This window comes from Pedobacter africanus, from assembly GCF_900176535.1.
Taxonomy (GTDB): Bacteria; Bacteroidota; Bacteroidia; order Sphingobacteriales; family Sphingobacteriaceae; genus Pedobacter; species Pedobacter africanus.
This window is the reverse complement of record NZ_FWXT01000001.1, coordinates 2,661,093-2,680,016: the sequence shown is the minus strand read 5'-3', so window position 1 is coordinate 2,680,016 and position 18,924 is coordinate 2,661,093. Positions and strand designations below refer to the sequence as shown.

Sequence of the window (18,924 nt, the reverse complement as noted above, 5' to 3'; positions counted from 1 at the left end):
AATTGTCAAACAGTTGAACAGATAATTATTTAAAAAGTAATGATAATTTACCTCATCTGTTTTTCTACCCTGCGCTTAATGCTTTTTTAGCCCAGCAATATCCCCGACACAAAATAAAGTATCATGATGGCTAAAGGTGGTCATAGATTTTTGCCATCTAGCTGTACATTTACCGCATTCTTTAACCCTATTACCTCTTCATTACCACTAGTTAGTTTTACATCCGATATTTTTGCCCCAATTACATCGTCGAGAAAAATAGCATAACGTCCATCAGGCTGCTCATATTTAAAAGAACTTCCGCTTACCGCCAGGTCTTTGACATGACGGGCCCATAAGCCATAAGATGGCTGAACTTTTAGGTTGGCTACATTGTACTGCCCTACACCAAGTTCAGGCGGTATATTATCCTTATCGGATGCAGGGCTCCCTCCTTTAACCAGAACATGTACATCATTAAATACAATATTTTTAATGTAACCTGTATGCTGTCCGTTGGGCAACTTAAAATCAAGCCCTCCTTCAACAACTTCAGCATCCGGCAATTTATAACCAGCAACTATAGGGGTGGCCTTGTTCTGTTTACCATCGAAGGCCTTCCATCGGCCATTTTTCCCGCCGTGCGAACTTCCACCATAAACTTCAGTAATATCGATCCCGTTGATAATGATGTTTTCTACCTGGCCGATGTTGACATTTTTCACCAGCAGCTCGTCATGTTTAATCCCGTTTTCCATAAAAACATACCTGCCTACCTCGGCTCCTAAAATACGTGCCCGGTTAGATATGGAAATAAAAAAAGGGGTTCTGGTCCGCAGCATTTTAGATCGGGAATGCAATTTTCCGGTGTGCCCGCAGTTCAGATGAATATCACTGATATGCGCCCCATCATTGGTCGAAATGGAGAAACCTGCTTTATTGGCACCCAGCACATAAATGTTATCTACGCAAATGTCTTTAATATCATCAGCCGTTTCCGAGCCAATCTGGAACAGGTTGCAGTTGGTATCACCAATAATGTTGCGCACCTTATAATCGCGGGCCGGACGGGTAAAGCCCAGCGAGCAGTCCGACCCCGGCTTAACGATATCATCAGAGCTTACCTTTGAATAAATATTGGTTACGCGAACATAGTTACAGGCCATAAAATCATAAATATCACGCGCGTTGGTGCTATGGTATTTTGCAAAATAGGTATCGTGCACATTAATACTGTCTGTCCCTGTTGCCAGTAATGCAAAATGCCCTGCACGTTCAATTTTTAACATATCGTCATGATTAAATGATTTTGTCCCGTCTTTAAGTATATAATAAGGTTCATCTTTAGCAGGATCATACCATAAATCTTCATTCCTATACAAGCCGCCAATCTCCACGTTTGTGCAAAGCTTAAGGGTAAACATTTTGTCGGCCCGGTTATCGGGTGCATTGTTCATCACATTGTCCCCATTTACAAGGTTCCCGTCGCCGGTGATCAGTCCGCTTCCTATGATCTTTACATTGTCCAGCCTTTCTCCAAAAAACATGGTATTTCTAAAGTAATGGTGGCCAACATCCTGCTTGGTCATGTAGTTTTCAGGATCTGCATACGGACCCGGGGCTGTAGGTGAAAGTCCTGAGCGGTATTTTTTATCGCTAAACCAGGTAGTTTCGGGTGCATCAGCACCTTTTATGGCTTTAATGACAGCACCTTTGGCTACATACAGGTAAACATTGCTTTTCAAATGAACTGTCCTGACATTGTAAGTCCCCTCACTGAACAGCAATGTACCACCCCCAATATGGTTAAGGTAAGTGATCGCTTTATTTATTGCCTCTGTATCGTCTTTCTTTCCATCGGCACCGGCTCCAAAGCTTTTTACATCCAGTTTTCCTGAATAAAAGCTTACAGTATTGGAAAAACCCTTATGCATCCCACCTTTAATCAGCAACCTGAAAGTATAGAACTGATGGGGCTTTAACCTGGATACTGCAGCAGTCCCTTTCTTTTTATCAATTGTGGCAGCTGATGGGGCCCAGCTTTTCCCCCTGTCGAGAGATTGCATGAGCTGTATACCTGCCGGCACTTCGCTTAATGCAAACTTAAAGTTCAGTTTGGTATAGGTTTCAGTATCTTCTTTATACTGAAAGTTTTTGGCAATTACCCTTTCAAAGTTTGACAGCGCATTTGTAACGGTAAGCACCGTGGTTTCCCGTCCTGTTCCCGGGCTGATGAATACCTCTGGCTTAGACGTGGAATAGGTAGCGCTAAAGGGATAGTTTCCCGGCTTCACAAATTTTACACCTGAAACCACCATTTTCAGATCGGCCCCATTTGCAGGTCTTAAATCCAGATGCTCCAGCACAAGAACAGTCCCTCCGTTACTTGTTTTTGAAAGACTGTAATCGCCAACCTTTTTATAGGAATATTTGGTTCCTACCCGACCGATGGATTGTGTGGGCAGGTCCTTTAGTTTTACGTCGCCCCGGCCAATTACATTTACCGTAGTGTTGTTCGGGTTAACTTCAATGCCAGCCGGGAAATAGATTTTAACGCGGGCATCCGGACTCCTTTGTCCTGCCGTAAAATAAAGCACCAGGTCTGTCAGCGTACCCACTGTTACTGCCTTTTGCTGTAACACCAGGCTACCGCTAAGCGCCATATTTTTTGTACCGATGTGGTAAGTTTTACTGGTTTTTCCATCTGCTGAAATTACCTGCAGTCTGTCGCCATTCTCTATTGCACTTTCGGTTTTTAAAACACCTTTGCCATCCAGCACCGCATATTTCTGGACAGATCCATCTTTGGATGCAATCTGGGCCGGAAGCTCCTTTGCTCTAATATTTGTAGTTACCAATCCCTTATCTTCCGGGGTATCCACCGTAAAACGATAAGTACTTCCGCTAATCACAATAACGCTATCGGCGCTTATTGCCGCAATATTAGGTGGTTGAGGGCCATAAGTAATTTCGGCTTTTGAACTTGTTTTCTGGCCGCTTACAGATAAAGCGGAGAAGGCAATGCAGACCAATACCACCAGGGATACGGATATATTTTTTTTCATGATTTAAGGATTAATAACCTATCTAAAAAAAGGCTGCCTTTACAGGCAGCCTTGGTTTGACTATTCCCAGCCCAGGTTTTGAGGGTATTTGGGGCCTGTTGTAACCCCATCTATCTGTTTTTGTGGTATTGGTCTCAACACGTGGAATGGTTTAATGTTGGCAGCGGCCTCAGGATTGTAATTTTTCGTTTTTACACGGTCTATCAGTTTACTGGTACGCACCAGGTCCCACCACCTCACATTTTCGCCGCAAAGCTCCCTCGACCGTTCGTCCAGAATAAAATCAATAGAAGGAATGGATACTACATTCATTACGGCAGGATTTGCGCCTGGAAAAGCGGCCCTTCTTCTTACTATATTGATGTTGTCAATCGCATCTGTCATAGTGCCCCCGCCCATATAGGCAGCCTCTGCTGCAATTAAATAAGTTTCGGCCAGCCGATAAACAATTACCGGTCTGATAGATGGGTAATTTAAATCGGCACGCTTGGTATCATTGTACTTTTTCATGTAAGGAGAGAGCGTAATGTCATATTTACGGGGAGGGATCAGCAAGTACCTGGTAGCGGCAATTTTAGCATCAGTTACATCAAATCCAGGCATAAATATAGCGGTATCTCCAACATTGAATTTAACTTGTCCAACGACAGCATTAGCCGGCGCTCCAGGTGGCAACGGCGCAAGCCATTTAGGCAGCGAAGCCGCATTGTTACTAATCCAGGTTGTTAAAAAGGTTTTGTTGTAACGGGTATCGTTTACCCTTTCCTGGAAAGCCACATTGGTTAACCATGCGGTAGGCACACAACGGATATAAGGGCGGCCATAAGTTACAGAACGTTGCATACCAGGGCGCAGTTCGTACTGGGGTACCCACATGTGGTTCAGTACATTATCGGCACCGCCGCTGTTGTTCGGACCATTGTAAGCTAAATTAGAAGTGTGCTGAACAGTCCATATCACCTCATTGTTATTTTCATTTCCTTCAGCAAATACATCACCAAAATCGGGCAGCAGCGACAAGCCGCTGGTAGTAATTACGGTTTTGGCCATATTGTAGGCATCTGTATAATCAGTTGTTTTTTTTGCCGAAGAACCAGCCCTGGTCAGGTACACTTTTGCCAGCAAATGCTGTGCGGCAGCTTTTGTAGCTACCCCTGGAAGTGCACCAGATGATTTCGGATTGGCGTAAAAAGCCGGTGTGGCAATTGCATCCTGAAGGTCCTTAACAATAAAATCATAAACCTCTGCCATTGGCGAACGTGTTGCAGATGTAGTAGGCGTATTCTGGAAAGTTTTATTTAAAGTCACGTCCCCCCAGAATTGCACAAGGATAAAATAATAATTGGCGCGCAGAAATTTAGCCTCGGCTACAATCCTGCTTTTAAGATCATCGGCCAGGCCCGTTACTGCAGCAGAATTGTCTATCACACCATTACAGGTATTGATGTTCATGTAACAGTCTTTCCAGATGGCCTCTACCGTTCCGTTGGCCGTATCGTAATTACTATTGTATTTATTGATGTTGTTGTTGCCGTCCTTTCCGGTATAGAACTCATCGGTCCCTATTACCGTCATCGTAAAAAGGTTTTGATTGCCCCAAAAAGAGCGGGTACCTGCATAAGCCGCATCAAGCCCTTTCTGAAAACCCTGTGCGGTAGAAAAAAACTCGGGGGTTAAATCAGAATGTGGTTCTTCAACCAGTGTATTTTTACAACCTGCAGCGAGTGTCAGATACAGGCACACAGCAAGGTATATAGCTATCTTTTTCATAATCTTGATCATTTGAATTATAAAGTCATGTTCAAACCAAAAGTCATAGAATAACTTGCAGGCGTATCTACACCTACAGAGCTCCTGTTATTACTTCCTATCGCCTCGGGATCTATACCTTTATATATGCTTCTATATTTGGAAAAAAGAATAAATGCATCGTTTACAGAAGCATATACCCTTAACGATTTACTTCCTATTTTAGCAGCAAACGGTGCTGGTATATTATAACCCAGGGCCAGGCTCCTGATCTTTACAAATGTGCCGCTAAAATACCCAAGCGTAGAGTTGTTGGGTGTATTGGTTGATGCCGCATTTGGTTTTGGCCAGTAGTTTTCATGGTTTGTAGGTGTCCAGTAGTTTACATCCAGGTTGTTGTAATTTCCCTGAAAGGTATTGGCAAATCCACTGTTGTGTACACTACTGATAATGGTACTGCCAAACCTTCCAAACGTTACTACTGTAAAGTCAAAATTCTTATAGGCAAACCTGTTGGTCATACCTCCAGACCATTTTGGCTGGCTCGATCCTATAAATATCCGGTCGTCTGCTGTTATTTTACCATCTCCATTTGTATCTGCAAGTCTGATGTTGCCAATCACAGAGCCTGTTCCGGTGGTTAATGTGAGCCCAAGCCTTTTTGCCTCTGCGGTATCTGCCGGAGTATTTTGCCAGATACCAATTCTGTTATAATCAAAAATAGTCCCGATGGGCTGCCCTACATACCTGTTATTGGTAATGTCATTTAGCACCCCCTCCTGCAACTGGGTAATTTTTCCTCTGTTGATAGAAACGTTCAGGTCGGTAGTCCAGCTAAATTGCTTCTTGCCATCACCTTTAAAATTTACCGTACTTAGCTGGAAATCCAGTCCCCGGTTTTCCGTTTTACCAACATTTGTTAAAACGGCATTAGGAATGCCCGAGGTGAAAGGAAGATTTTGTGGCAACAACAATTTATCTGTATGCACCTGGTAAGCCTCAATTGAGCCTACGATCCTGTTGTCCAAAAATCCAAAATCCAATGCCACATTGGCCGTTGTGCTATTTTCCCAGGTCAATGCCGGATTTGGCACATTAGAAAGATATAATCCTGTAGTTGTCTTATCGCCAAAATTATAGTTGGCCCCGGTAAGCTGCCCCAGTGTGGCATAGGCATCAATAGAAGTATTACCAACCATTCCATAAGAAGCCCTTAGTTTCAGATTTGAAATAGCCGTAACATTTTTAATAAAATCTTCCCGGCTCAGGTTCCATGCTACAGCAGCCGAGGGGAATACTTTATATTTACCTCCTGGTGCCAGGCGTGAAGAGCCATCTGACCGTACGGTCAACGTTAACAGGTATTTATCCTTTAAAGCATAATTAAGCCTGCCCATATAAGATAATAACGACCATTTACTATAATCCCCTGATCCAACAAGATTGGAGCCCAGCTGAGGATTGTAATACCATAGGTTATCTGCAATCAGGTTATTGTTATTAAAATTATTGGATTGATTTTGGGCTTCCTGTAAAGAAAACAATCCGGTAAAATTTATTTTATGATCATCGGCAATTACCTTATCATAAGTCAGAATGTTCTCCAATGTATAGTCTGTTCTAAAGCCGGTACGGTTACTGGAAGTCGATAAACCGCCCAGGTTATTTGAAGTGGCACTGGCATAAAAATTTCCGTAAACATCAGACTTTATTTCCGCACCTCCATTAAAGCGGTATTTTAACCCCGGAGCCAAATTAGCTTCGAGATAGAGGGTGGTAAATGTTCCGAAACGTTTTCTGTTTTCTATTTTAGCCCCTTCTACGAAATCGCCCAGTGGGTTCCATACCTGGTTTGCGCTACCGGGTACAAATCCCCATAGCTTTCCTGTTTCATCGTAAGGTGTGGCAAGCGGACTTGCACGCAGTACCTGCCCCATCGGGTTGGCCCCTTCACCTTTAACATAGCTAAAGGTATTTATACTATTCAACCCAACGCGAACATATTTACCTAATTTCTGATCTACACTTATTTTAGCGGTAAAGCGTTCAAAAGACTGCCCGGGATAAATTCCGGTCTCATTATGATAACCTCCGGACAAAGCATATTGTGTTTTTTCAGACCCTCCGGATACACCAATCTGATGGTTTGTGGTAATTCCGTTTTTATAAATCAAATCCTGCCAGTCGGTACTCCTGCCCAATTGAATAGACTCAAGTTCCTGTGGCGCAAAAATACCATCCGTCATAATTTTGGGATCATCAATACCAGTATATTTAGGTACTCCGTTAACAAAATTCCCATTTACCACCGCCCATTTTTTTAGCATTTCAAATTGCTTACCATCCATTACGTCTATCTTACCCAGGTTTTTGGTTACACCGGCGTAACCACTGTAAGTGACTACCGCTTCTCCCGTCTTACCCCTTCTGGTGGTCACAAGGATCACCCCGTTGGCTCCCCTTGATCCGTAAATGGCGGTTGAAGAAGCATCTTTAAGCACGTCAACAGATACCACGTCATCGGGGTTTAAATCGTTAATGTTACCATTGTAGGGGATACCGTCAACTACAAACAAGGGGTCATTGTTTGCACCCAGCGACCTGGCACCCCTGATCCTGATTACCGGAGAGGCACCAGGTTTACTGTTACCGCCACTTTTTTGAATATCAATACCAGACCCCCTTCCCTGAAGCGCCTGTGAAAGGTTAATGACCGGTACTTCTTTTAAGGCCTGTTCATTGATGGAAACAATGGACCCTGTGACATCTGATTTCTTTTGTGTTCCATAGCCCACCACAATAACTTCAAAAAGTTTGGTGTTGGATGGCCGCATCTGCACATTAATGGTATTTCGTCCATTAATATTAATAATGGTATCAGCAAAACCTACAGAAGTAAACTTCAGCGAACCTTTATCAGCTTTAATACTGTAATTTCCCCTGGCATCGGTTTGCGTTACCAGTGCGTTGCCCGATGCAATAACACTGACCCCCTGCAGGGGCTCGTTGTTAGCCGCATTGGTCACCTGGCCCGATATTGTTTCCTGGTAAACCTGGGCCATCGGCACATTGGTTTTCAGCACAATGGTTTTGTTTTTAACAGAATAACTGATCAGCTGACCGGTAAATGTCTGGCTCAGAACACTGGCCAGCGGGGTATTGCTAAACTTTACGTTCAGTGTTCTGTTCTCGTCAAATTTTTCCGCAGGCCATACCACATTATAGCCGGTCTGCGTCTTAATTTCAGCAAAAAGTTCCTTAAAAGTGGTGTTGTTTTTAATGAACGACAAAGTTTGTGCACGTCCCTTTGCACTCACCTGCATGATCGTTGCTATTAGTATTACGGTGGCGATTCGCATAATTAGCAGAAGTTTATGGACATACCCCTCGGGTATCCCAAGTTTCTTGGTCTTTTTTTTATACATTTGGTTAGTTTGGGTTAAAGTTGAAACAATCCAGTTTTATGAACGTGACCCGGACATTGGCCAGTTGTGTTGCAACCACATCTGGCTTTTTTACGGATTACGGTATGGGTAGCTATTTGACGACCATAATCCTCCTCCCTTCCGTTTTAAAATGTGCAAGATCTGTTAGTTCCAAAACATCCAGCACTTCGGCAACCGTACTGAAACGGGATACTCTGCCACCAAAAAGTTGTTTTTTTAGTTGCTCATTTTCAAAAACAACATCCACATCGTACCAGCGCGACAACTTTTGCATAATGCTTTCCAGACTTTCCTTATTAAATACGAAAAGCCCTTCTTTCCAGTCTACCGCCGCGTTAACATCTACATTTCTGATGTTTATTGCCTGGTTTTCCCCAGAAACTGCCTGCTGACCAGGTTTAAGTACGTAAGATTGTCCGGTAAAAACATTCAATCTGACAGCGCCTTCCAGCAGCGTTGTCCTGGTCGTTCCTTCATCGGCATAACTGCTCACATTAAAATGTGTACCCAGTACTTCTATTTCCTGTTTAGCAGTAACTACAACAAAAGGGCTATGCTGGCTTTTGTGTACAATTTCGAAATAAGCTTCTCCCCTTAACTCTACCCTGCGCTCGGTAGCCAGCGCCAATGAAGAAGGGAACCTTAACCATGATGCTGCATTCAGCCAAACTTTAGACCCGTCCGGAAGAATGACCTGATGCTGCCCTCCCCTGGGGGTTTCGATGGTATTGTAAACGTTTGCATTTTTTCCGGAATCTTTTATCTGATATACCAGCTGGCCATCCCTGGTTTTTGTAATGCTTACACCTGCCTGCTCTGCAAGTTCACCTTTCATGGCATCTGTAAGTGATATTCTGGAGCCATCGGCAAGGGTCAGTATGGCTTTATTGTTTCCCGGAAGAATATTGTTCCGGGCCTGGATCTCCATATTGCTGTTGCTGGTTTTAGGATCGGGTTTGTACAACCACAATGCTGCAACAATAGCAAAGCCAATAGCAGCGGCAACAGTAGCATAAGGCCAAAGACGTACAGTTTTTGCAGGAATTGAAACGGGCAGTCTGCCCAGCATTTCCTGTTCGGCCAGTTTAAGTTCGTTTTCTGTCAGAAGATGATGATCTTCACTGTTAAGATTTGCGTACCATTGCTCAAACAGCTGTTGCTCCTCATCAGTGCAAGTGCCCTCCACGTATTTACGCAGAAGCTCAGTGGCTTTTATCCTGTTCATTTAATCTGGTCTATCTGGTTGATTAAACTATAAGTCGGACAAGTCCTGCTTAGGGGGGATGGGGAAACGAAAAAATTAAAATATTTTAAAAAAAAGCGTTAAATATGCGATCAGACCTAATTTAATCCTCAAAATCCTGAGCGCTTTCTTAACCTGGTCTTTAATGGTTTGCTCCGAAAGCTCCAGTTTTTCTGCAATTTCCTTGTGGCTCATCTGCTCAAACCTGCTCATTCTGAAGATCTCCTGCATGCGTGCAGGTAGGGCCGAAACCTCCTCCTCAATAATCTCTTTCAGTTGTTTCTCGCGCACCAGGTGATCTGTATAGGCCCCGGACTGATCGATGTAAGTTTGCAGTGATGCGATATAATTCTGCTTTACCTGTTTTCTGGACAAAAAGTCGGCAATTTTATAACGTACCGCCATAAAAAGGTAGCCCACCAGGTTTTCCCTTGGTAAAGTTTGCTGCCGCTTTGCCCAAAGTGCATAAAAGACTTCCGAAACAATGTCCTTTGCGTCTTCTCTTTCCCGAAGTTTATTATAAGCATGGCTGTAAAGTAATTTATTGTACCTGCTGAATATTTCCAAATAAGCATGCTCATCATCTTCAGACAATAAGTTAACGAGTTCAATATCCGGACAAGAGCTATAGTTAATTTTCATTGGTTAATCCATACAACATTCAAGAAATCAGTTCAATATTAATTAATTATTACCTTAATTCAGCAAAAATACTTTACTATCAAAAAATGTATCTCCTGCTTACAGCTGCTATATATTGCCTTTGATAGTCATTAAACAGTCATCAAAAACTTTTTTTCCATTTCCGTAAAACATTTGCACAACATCCATCGTTATAGTTGCAGTTTGTTTGGTTTAGGTTGATCTGTGGTGGATCAACCATCTTATAACAGGGACGCACCGCCAGGTGGTCCCTGTTTCTGTTTATATATCTTTTTCATATACTACAGCTTTTGCTTTTCTAAAAAAGGTCTATCTTTAGTGATGAAAAAAATTATCTGCTCTGTACTTCTGGTTATTTTGTACACAGGCTCTACGCCTGCACAAACTGCTACCATCCATTTCAACATTAAAAACTCCGGCTCCTGCAATTGTACCTTATCCCCTCAAAATAATTTATCCCGATATGGCAAAGAAAAAGTCTCTTTACCGCTTAATAAAAACGGGCAAGCAACCTACAGCTTAAAAATCACAAGGCCCAGGTCGTTCGACTTTTATTGCGAGCGCAGCAAATCTGATCAATGGTTATCCTATTCGTTTTTTCTTTCTCCTGGCGATAAGCTAACATTTAATGCTGATATGCTAGCCAAAGATTACCAAATAGCCGTAACGGGAAAAGGGAGCAATAACAACCAATCCATTTACAAGGGCTCCTCAGGTTTTGATCCGCAAAAGTTCTACGGAGACACGGTACCCGACAGGGTCATCAGTGCAATTTTAAAAAAAGAAAAACAGTATAAGACTGAGCTGGAAAAATATAGTACCCGTTATAAACCCACTAAGGAATTTATTGAGGCTAAAAAACTTAACCTGACTTATTGGGCTGCAAGCGCTTATTTTAGTTTTAAAGAGAACAACAAATTCCAGGTTAAATCGGCATACAAACGTAATCTTGACAAGTGGCAATCCATTCAGGACAGTTTGTTCAATATACAGCCACTCGACAACCCGAACGCCTTATCTTCTCGCAATTACACCCTTCTGATCACCGATTTTCTAGGCAGAAAAAAAGAAGCATTATGGACTGAACAATATGAAAATAAGAACGCTTTTTACAAGGAATGGTACGGCGGAGATCAGTTTAAGGGAGAAGAAGAGTATATGGCAGATAAGAGCAACGCTTTGAGAGAGAAGATTATCAAGAAATACTTTAAAGGCAAAACAGCAGAATATCTATACGCACATCTGATTGTTGACGCTATAGATAACAGTGATCCGAAAAATCTACTGAACATTTACAGCAGGTTTAAAGATCAATATCCGGTCAGCGAATATGACGCGAAATTAAAAACCATTGTGAACGCCGTTAAAAAGAGGCAGGAACGAGGTTTAAATGAGCGTATGGTTTTTGCCGATAGTACTGCCAAACAATTAAACACGCTCGATGACCTATTAAAACTGGCCAAAAACAAAACAGTTTTGGTTGACATGTGGGGAACCTGGTGCTCCCCATGCAGGCAGGAAATTGAAAAAAACAGCGCCGAGATTAAAAAACATTTTAAAGGCAAAGATCTTGAATACTTCTATGTTGCCAACTACGATACCGGCAACACAAAGGCATGGAAAGAACTGATCAGCTATTTTAATCTGGAAGGCACGCATATTCTGGCTAGTCAGACTTTGACCGAAAGCGTCATGAATGCGGTAAAGGGCAAAGGCTACCCAACTTATTTCCTGATAAAAAAAGATGGTCGCTATGAACTTTCAAAAGCAGGATACCCAATGGAAAGGACCAAATTAATTCAGCAGCTAGAGGAAGCCTTGAAATAGATAAAGCACCTTAAATTCTGTTTCTTTTTACAGACATCTTATCCTTTGCAGCGTTTCTTTTACCAAAAGAAACGTCAATTATCATACAAAGATAATCAAGAACACAATCCATTAACAAACAGCACAATTAGCGGTAAACCAGTAGTTAATTCTAATGGTTCAAGAGAATAACCTTGAGACTACCCCTATGCTTTGGCACAGTTTTTACAACAGGCATGGCTAAATATTTTCAAACCAACTCTTATTTAATTATGAAAAAATCAATCATCTATCCAATTCTATTGCTTGTTACCATTTTTGCTGCCTGCAGCAAGGACAAAGAACCAAATCCTGATGGCCAGGACAAATCGGCACAGGTGTCGCAAACCTATCAGGGAAAATTATCTGTAGGTACAGTAGACTACAACAATGTTAAAATTAAAGTAACCAGAAAAGCGGCCAATGAAGTTGCAATTGAACCAGTAAGTGGACAAGAGTACGGCACTTTTGCTGCTTTAACCTTTTCAAATTTTCTCTATGCAGAGGCGACTAAACAGTATATGTCTTCTTCCGGTAGCAGCAGGGTAGTGATCTTCTCTTTTCAGTCTAATTCTGATATAGAAATGTCATTAGTAAACAACTTTCAGGACGCAATGTTCAAATTTGAAGGTGTTAATGTAAAATAATATTCATCCATCCCTATTAAAAAGCCGGGCAACTTAATTGTTATCCGGCTTTTTTATGCAATACTGTCTGCACCTAAACCATTCGGCCCTATTTTTGTTTATCTTACAACGTCATTTACAGATTAAATAAAAGGAGAAACCATGAAGAAAGAAACTAAAATAATTGCAGGCGTATTGGCAGGAGCTGCCCTTGGTGCTGCTGTTGCCCTGATATTGTCATCAGATAAAACAGGAGAGATGAAAGATAAAATGTCTGACTGGTTTTGTGACCTTTTAGATGCCTCCAAAGAAAAACTGGCAGATGTGACCGATCAGGTAAAAGATACGCTAGCAAAAGTAAGAGCCTAAGCCACATAAAGACAAGAATGAAGATTGCTTTTCATGGGGCGGCACGCGCCGTTACAGGCAGTAAACACCTGGTTACATTAAACAATGGAGTACAGCTATTATTGGACTGCGGACTTTTCCAGGGGATGGGCGACATCACCGAAAAGCTGAACGAATCTTTTGGCTTTAACCCCGCAAAGGTTAATTACATGATCTTATCGCATGCGCATATAGATCATTGCGGGCTTTTGCCCCGTCTGGTGGCAGAAGGCTTTAGGGGGCCTGTATTCTGTACACCTGCCACCAAAGACCTCGCCCGGATCCTGTTGCTGGATTCAGCAAAGATTCAGATGCAGGATGCTGAATACGCTAACAAAAAAATCAAACGTGTGGAAGATCAGGAAATGCCGCTTTACACAGACAAGGACGTTCATCAAACTTTAAGCCAGTTTAAAACCATACCTTACAATCAGAATTTTGATATCAGTCCGGATATTTCTGTTTATTTTACAGACGCAGGGCATATTGTAGGTAGTGCCGCCGTACATCTTAAGATAAATGAAGAAGGAAAAGAAACCCGGCTTACCTTTAGCGGGGATGTTGGACGCTATGGCGATTTGCTGCTGAAAAGTCCGCAAACCTTTCCACAGGCCGATTACATCGTTATGGAATCGACCTACGGAGACTCCCTGCATGTTGACCTTGACCCGATAGAAAATATGCTGCTGCAGGTAATTACCCATACCTGCCTGGAAAAAGGAGGAAAAGTAATTATACCTGCATTTAGTGTGGGCCGCACACAGGAGCTGCTTTACGCCCTAAACGGACTGGAATTAAAAAATCAGCTTCCGGCCATTCCTTACTATGTCGACAGCCCGCTTTCACTCGAAGCAACAGAAGTTTTGAGGAGCCACCCCGAAGTCTACAACAATGGTGTAAAGGAAGTGCTAAAAGTAGATCGTGATATTTTCGGTTTTAAAGGCCTTCGTTTTATTGAAGACGTAGCCGAGTCTAAAGCTTTAAACAGCGATCAGCAGCCCTGCGTGATCATTTCTTCATCAGGCATGGCCGAAGGAGGTAGGGTAAGGCACCACATCAGAAACAACATCAGCGATAAAAAGAATACCATTTTAATGGTGGGCTATGCCAGTCCGGGCTCATTGGCCGGCAGGCTTATAGGCGGACAAAAAAGGGTATGGCTTTTTGGACAGGAGTATGATGTAATTGCAGAAATACAATCCATAAAATCAATGAGCGCACATGGCGATTTTGAAGACCTGCTCCAGTTCCTTTCTGTTCAGGATGCTTCAAAAGTGAAAAAAGTGTTCCTTGTTCATGGAGAATACGATGTACAACAGAACTTTGCGCTGCGGGTAAGTGCTGCCGGATTTAGCAATGTAGCCATTCCTGAATATCACGAGGAATTTGAGCTTTAAAACACCGGGTTTCCTATCTTTGCCGCATGGATATATTCGGAGAAGCTTTAAAAGACCAGTTTATAAAACCACCCGCTGAAACTTTATGGGTGCATAATTCTTATGACGAACCCGAAGAAATGCCGGTCGACATTTATTTCAGGAATGAAAATGAAATGCCTGAGCTGGAGCTTAAGGCCCTTGATTTATGCAGGGGCCGTGTGCTCGACGTTGGTGCCGGGGTAGGCAGCCACGCCCTTATCCTGCAAAAAAAAGGCCTCGACGTTACCGGGATGGACATATCCGCAGCCGCGGTAACCATCATGAAACAGCGCGGCCTCAAACAGGCTATAGAAGGCAACATTCTCACCTATAAACCTGAAGGAAAAAAATACGACACGCTGCTTTTTATGATGAACGGTATTGGCCTGACAGGCTCTTTACCCGGCCTGAGGTCTTTTCTCAACCAGGCAAAAGAACTCATCAACACTGATGGGCAATTGGTTTTCGACAGTTCCGACCTTTCTTATCTTTACCTCGAAATCCCCTTCCCTGAAAGCGGGTACTTTGGCGAGGTCAGCTTCAGGTATGAGTACAAAAGTGTCAAAGGAAATTGGTTTAAATGGGTATATGTAGACCAGAAAACCTTAACGGATATTGCTACGCAGACAGGATGGCGCACAGAGGTCATCTTCGAAGACGAAAATGACCAGTATTTAGCAAGGTTAACCTTAAAAGTTTAAGAAGACGCCCCTAAGCGCTCTAGGAACGCTCTTCCCAGATGGCAGCTATGTTCACTATGGTTTCTACCGCTTTTTCCATATCCTGTACAGAAGCCCATTCCTGCTTACCATGGAAGGCATGCTCTCCTGCAAAGATATTCGGACATGGTAAGCCCATGAACGACAAGCGTGAACCATCTGTTCCACCTCTGATGCTTTGCCGCTTAGGGGTAATTCCAGTCCTCTTGATGGCTTCGATACCATATTCAATGATCTGAGGATATTTGTCCAGCACCTGCTTCATGTTGCGGTACTGCTCTGATATTTTCAGTTCATACGATGAGTTTGGAAAATCCTCAATGATGTTCTGAACAGTGGCATCTAGCAGTTCACCGTTAGCGGCCAGCTCTTCATCATTGAAGGCGCGCAGAATAAAGCGGGCTTCGGCCTGCTCTACATTACCGCTAATGGTAACGGGATGAATAAAGCCTTCTTTACCCTCGGTTGATTCAGGTGACAGGCAGTCTGCCGGCAGTGCACTGATCACGTCAGAAAGGATTTTAATGGCACTTTCCATTTTGCCTTTCGCAAAACCAGGATGAGCGCTTACCCCCTTTACGGTTAAAACCGCCCCATCTGCCGAAAAGGTTTCATCTTCAATTGAGCCCAGTGTTTCACCATCTATGGTATAGGCAAAATCAGCCCCCAGTTTCTTTAGGTCTGCCTTATCTACCCCACGGCCAATCTCTTCATCAGGTGTAAACAAGATCTTAATTTCGCCATGCTTAAAGTCAGGGTTTTGTACCAGGAAAGCTGCAGCTTCCATGATCTCTGCAACACCGGCTTTATTGTCGGCCCCAAGCAAAGTAGTCCCGCTGGCCGTAATGATGTCGTTGCCGATCTGGTCTTTCAAATCAGGGTGTTCCTTCATCTTTAGCACAACGGAATGGTCATCGGGCAATACCAGGTCCTGTCCCTGGTAATTCTCGTGGATAATTGGCTTTACATTGTACCCGCTGCAATCCGGAGAGGTATCCATATGGGAGCAGAAACAGATCACAGGCACCTTTTTATCTGAATTGGAAGGGATGGTTGCATAAACATAACCATATTCGTCAAGATGTGCATCGGCAATACCCAGTTCCAGCAGCTCTTCCACCAGTAACCGGCCCAGGTTTTTCTGTTTTTCTGTTGAAGGTACAGTAGGCGACAAAGGGTCTGACTGCGTGTCGATTTGCACGTATTTTATAAACCTGTTTTGAAGGCTTTTATTTTTATTTGTATAAATTAGCATACTCTTATGAAAATCCAAAGTTATAGAAAGATTATAGTTTTTGCCTAATAATTTAATGAAGATCAATTGAAAACAATTTTAGCGCTACTACTGCCCGTTATACTATATGTAAATGCCGCAGCACAATCTAACTTTTACAAACTGAGCCTTGGAACGGGCGCAGGCATTACCCAGTCCTTTGCCGATCTGAATAAACACGATTTCGGCTTGTCGGGATATGGGACTTTAGATTATTACCTGACCCCTTTTATCAGTTTAGGGATGGAAGGTCAGTTTGGAGAGATCAACGGAGGAGATGTTTATAAAGACCCCAACATGCGCCAGTTCATCAATACCTATAAGGCCATTAACCTGAATGGCAAGCTGGCACTTGGCGCCTTGATAGATTATAACCACAGTGATTTTGCCAATGCCATAAAAGGCTTATACATAGGGGCCGGTGTAGGTGCCATCATGAACAAGATGAAGTTTGTAGTAAGGGAAAAGCCGGACGGCAGTGGTTATATTTTTCCCGGAAAGGACAAGTCTACCGACCTGCTGGTTCCCTTAAACCTGGGCATTAACTTTAACTTTACGGACAGATCGGGCTATTACAGATACGGGCTTAATGTGAATTACCAGTCAAACATCACGCTGGGCGAAGGCCTGGACGGCTATGATGATTCTCCGATTAGATTCAGAAGCGGCCATCCAGACATCTATAACTACTTCTCCATCGGCTTAAAATACTACTTTGGCCCTATGGGGCTTTCCATAAAATCATTGTATTAGCAAAAGCCACGTGGGTAATGAAACATTTCCTAAATTTACTGCTCTTATTGTTATTTATGAATGCATCAGCCCAGCACACCCCATACGAATTAAGCGGTAAAAAAGAAACAGCAACCTACCCCGAGGTGATCAGGCACTACCAGTTGCTTGAACAGGCTTACCCGGAATGCAAACTGCTTACCTATGGCAATACAGATTTTGGCAAGCCGTTAAGTGTTTTTGTACTGGCCAGGGACAAGGTTTTTGACCCGGTAACGGTAAGAAAAAACAACAAGTGTGTGCTACTGATCAACAATGGTATCCACCCTGGGGAGCCGGAAGGGATTGATGCCAGTATGATGCTTGCGCGTGACCTGCTGAAAGCGGGTAAACTGCCGGAAGATGTGGTCATCTGTATCATTCCTGTCTATAACATTGACGGGATTTTTAACCGCAGCGGAACCTCCAGGGCGAACCAGAATGGCCCACTGGCCTATGGCTTCAGGGGAAACAACAGGAACTACGATCTGAACAGGGATTTCATTAAAACAGATTCACAGAATTCGCACAGTTTCCAGGAAATATTCAACATCTGGCAGCCTGAGATTTTTGTAGATACGCATACCAGCAACGGGGCCGACTACCAGTACACCATGACGCTGATCCCGACCCATAAGGATAAATTAAATCCGGGGCTCTCGGCTTACATGACTAAAACTTTGCTACCCGATCTTTATGCAGGCATTAAGCAGCGGGGTTATGAAATGATCCCTTATGTAAATTCTGTAGAAGAAACACCTGATGCCGGAATTACAGGTTTCCTGGAGTCCCCTCGCTACTCAACCGGTTACACCACCCTGCACAACACCATCGGCTTTATGCCGGAAACCCATATGCTGAAAGCTTATGACAAGCGTGTGGATGCCACCTATAAGCTTTTAGAAACCTATCTTGAGATCGTAACCAGGGATGCAAAAAAACTGGTAGAAAACAAACATAAAGCAGATCAAGAAACGGCCAATCAGAAAGAGTTTACCGTAGAGTGGAAGCTGGACCAGGAAAAACAGGAAGCGCTGGAATTTAAAGGGTATACAGCAAAACAGAAACCAAGTGAAGTAAGCGGCCTGGAAAGACTTTATTACGACCGCGCCGCGCCTTATACCAAAACCATTAACTACTGGAATACCTACAAACCGGCGGTTACATTGAATAAACCTATTGCCTATATTATCCCTCAGGCTTGGGACAAGGTGATAGGTCTGCTAAAGCTAAACCGCGTAAAAATGCAGCGGCTAACAAAAGATACCGCCATACCGGTTGAAGTATATTATATTGCAGATTATAAAACTACAGCTAAACCGTTTGAGGGGCATTATGTACACTCTGCGGTAAAAGTTAGCCCGGCAAAACAAACCCTTCAGTTTTATGAAGGCGACTATGTAGTTTATGTGAACCAGCCTGTAAACCGGTATATTGTAGAAACCCTGGAGCCGCAGGCCACCGATTCTTTTTTTAACTGGAATTTTTTCGATTCCATTTTAGGTATGAAAGAGCATTTTTCGGCCTATGTGTTTGAAGATACAGCAGCCGGTCTTTTAAAGAAAGACCCTACATTAAGGGAAAAACTGGAACAGCATAAACAGAAAGACCCTGCATTAAGTAAAAATGCTGAGGCACAGCTTGACTTTATCTATAAAAATTCTGATTATTACGAAAAAACGCACAACAGGTACCCGATAGCCCGTCTGCTTGCTGAAACCCAATTATCACTTAAATAAG

Annotated in this window: 13 protein-coding genes; 7 read left to right on the top strand and 6 right to left on the bottom strand. The window is 43.0% G+C overall.

From position 1 onward, the window contains the following. Positions 1-140: 140 nt before the first annotated feature. From B9A91_RS11200 to B9A91_RS11175, 5 genes are all read right to left on the bottom strand, one after another. Positions 141-3,044, bottom strand: coding sequence for a glycosyl hydrolase family 28-related protein (locus B9A91_RS11200; protein WP_084238485.1), 2,904 nt, complete (start codon positions 3,042-3,044; stop codon positions 141-143). Positions 3,045-3,104: 60 nt separating this feature from the next. Next, a complete protein-coding gene (locus B9A91_RS11195; protein WP_235012529.1) occupies positions 3,105-4,814 on the bottom strand; it encodes a RagB/SusD family nutrient uptake outer membrane protein in 1,710 nt (569 codons plus the stop codon). A gap of 17 nt (positions 4,815-4,831) precedes the next feature. Then, positions 4,832-8,152 (bottom strand): SusC/RagA family TonB-linked outer membrane protein, encoded by a 3,321-nt coding sequence (locus B9A91_RS11190; protein WP_235012528.1) that lies wholly within the window; start codon positions 8,150-8,152, stop codon positions 4,832-4,834. 178 nt (positions 8,153-8,330) lie between these two features. After that, positions 8,331-9,464, bottom strand: coding sequence for a FecR family protein (locus B9A91_RS11180; RefSeq protein WP_084238478.1), 1,134 nt, complete (start codon positions 9,462-9,464; stop codon positions 8,331-8,333). A 75-nt stretch (positions 9,465-9,539) separates the two neighbouring features. Then, entirely contained in the window at positions 9,540-10,124 is a 585-nt protein-coding gene (locus B9A91_RS11175; protein ID WP_084238476.1) for an RNA polymerase sigma factor, read from the bottom strand. A 342-nt stretch (positions 10,125-10,466) separates the two neighbouring features. Here B9A91_RS11175 and B9A91_RS11170 point away from each other — a divergent pair, with 342 nt between their 5' ends. From B9A91_RS11170 to B9A91_RS11150, 5 genes are all read left to right on the top strand, one after another. Continuing rightward, a complete protein-coding gene (locus tag B9A91_RS11170) occupies positions 10,467-11,972 on the top strand; it encodes a TlpA family protein disulfide reductase (protein WP_084238473.1) in 1,506 nt (501 codons plus the stop codon). Positions 11,973-12,223: 251 nt separating this feature from the next. After that, a complete protein-coding gene (locus tag B9A91_RS11165) occupies positions 12,224-12,637 on the top strand; it encodes a hypothetical protein (protein ID WP_144008900.1) in 414 nt (137 codons plus the stop codon). Positions 12,638-12,778: 141 nt separating this feature from the next. Next, a complete protein-coding gene (locus B9A91_RS11160; RefSeq protein WP_084238467.1) occupies positions 12,779-12,985 on the top strand; it encodes a YtxH domain-containing protein in 207 nt (68 codons plus the stop codon). 17 nt (positions 12,986-13,002) lie between these two features. Beyond that, positions 13,003-14,400: an MBL fold metallo-hydrolase RNA specificity domain-containing protein gene (locus B9A91_RS11155; RefSeq protein WP_084238465.1), complete on the top strand. Its 1,398-nt coding sequence runs from the start codon at positions 13,003-13,005 to the stop codon at positions 14,398-14,400. Positions 14,401-14,426: 26 nt separating this feature from the next. Then, positions 14,427-15,122, top strand: a complete 696-nt coding sequence (locus B9A91_RS11150; protein WP_084238463.1) for a class I SAM-dependent methyltransferase — start codon at positions 14,427-14,429, stop codon at positions 15,120-15,122. Positions 15,123-15,141: 19 nt separating this feature from the next. Here B9A91_RS11150 and pepT read toward each other — a convergent pair whose 3' ends face one another. Next, entirely contained in the window at positions 15,142-16,395 is a 1,254-nt protein-coding gene (pepT, locus tag B9A91_RS11145) for a peptidase T (protein WP_084238461.1), read from the bottom strand. A 66-nt stretch (positions 16,396-16,461) separates the two neighbouring features. On the opposite strand from pepT, the gene B9A91_RS11140 reads away from it, so the two are divergent. Next, entirely contained in the window at positions 16,462-17,166 is a 705-nt protein-coding gene (locus B9A91_RS11140) for an outer membrane beta-barrel protein (protein ID WP_084238458.1), read from the top strand. A 17-nt stretch (positions 17,167-17,183) separates the two neighbouring features. Then, positions 17,184-18,923 (top strand): M14 family metallopeptidase, encoded by a 1,740-nt coding sequence (locus B9A91_RS11135; protein ID WP_084238455.1) that lies wholly within the window; start codon positions 17,184-17,186, stop codon positions 18,921-18,923. Position 18,924: the final 1 nt, after the last annotated feature.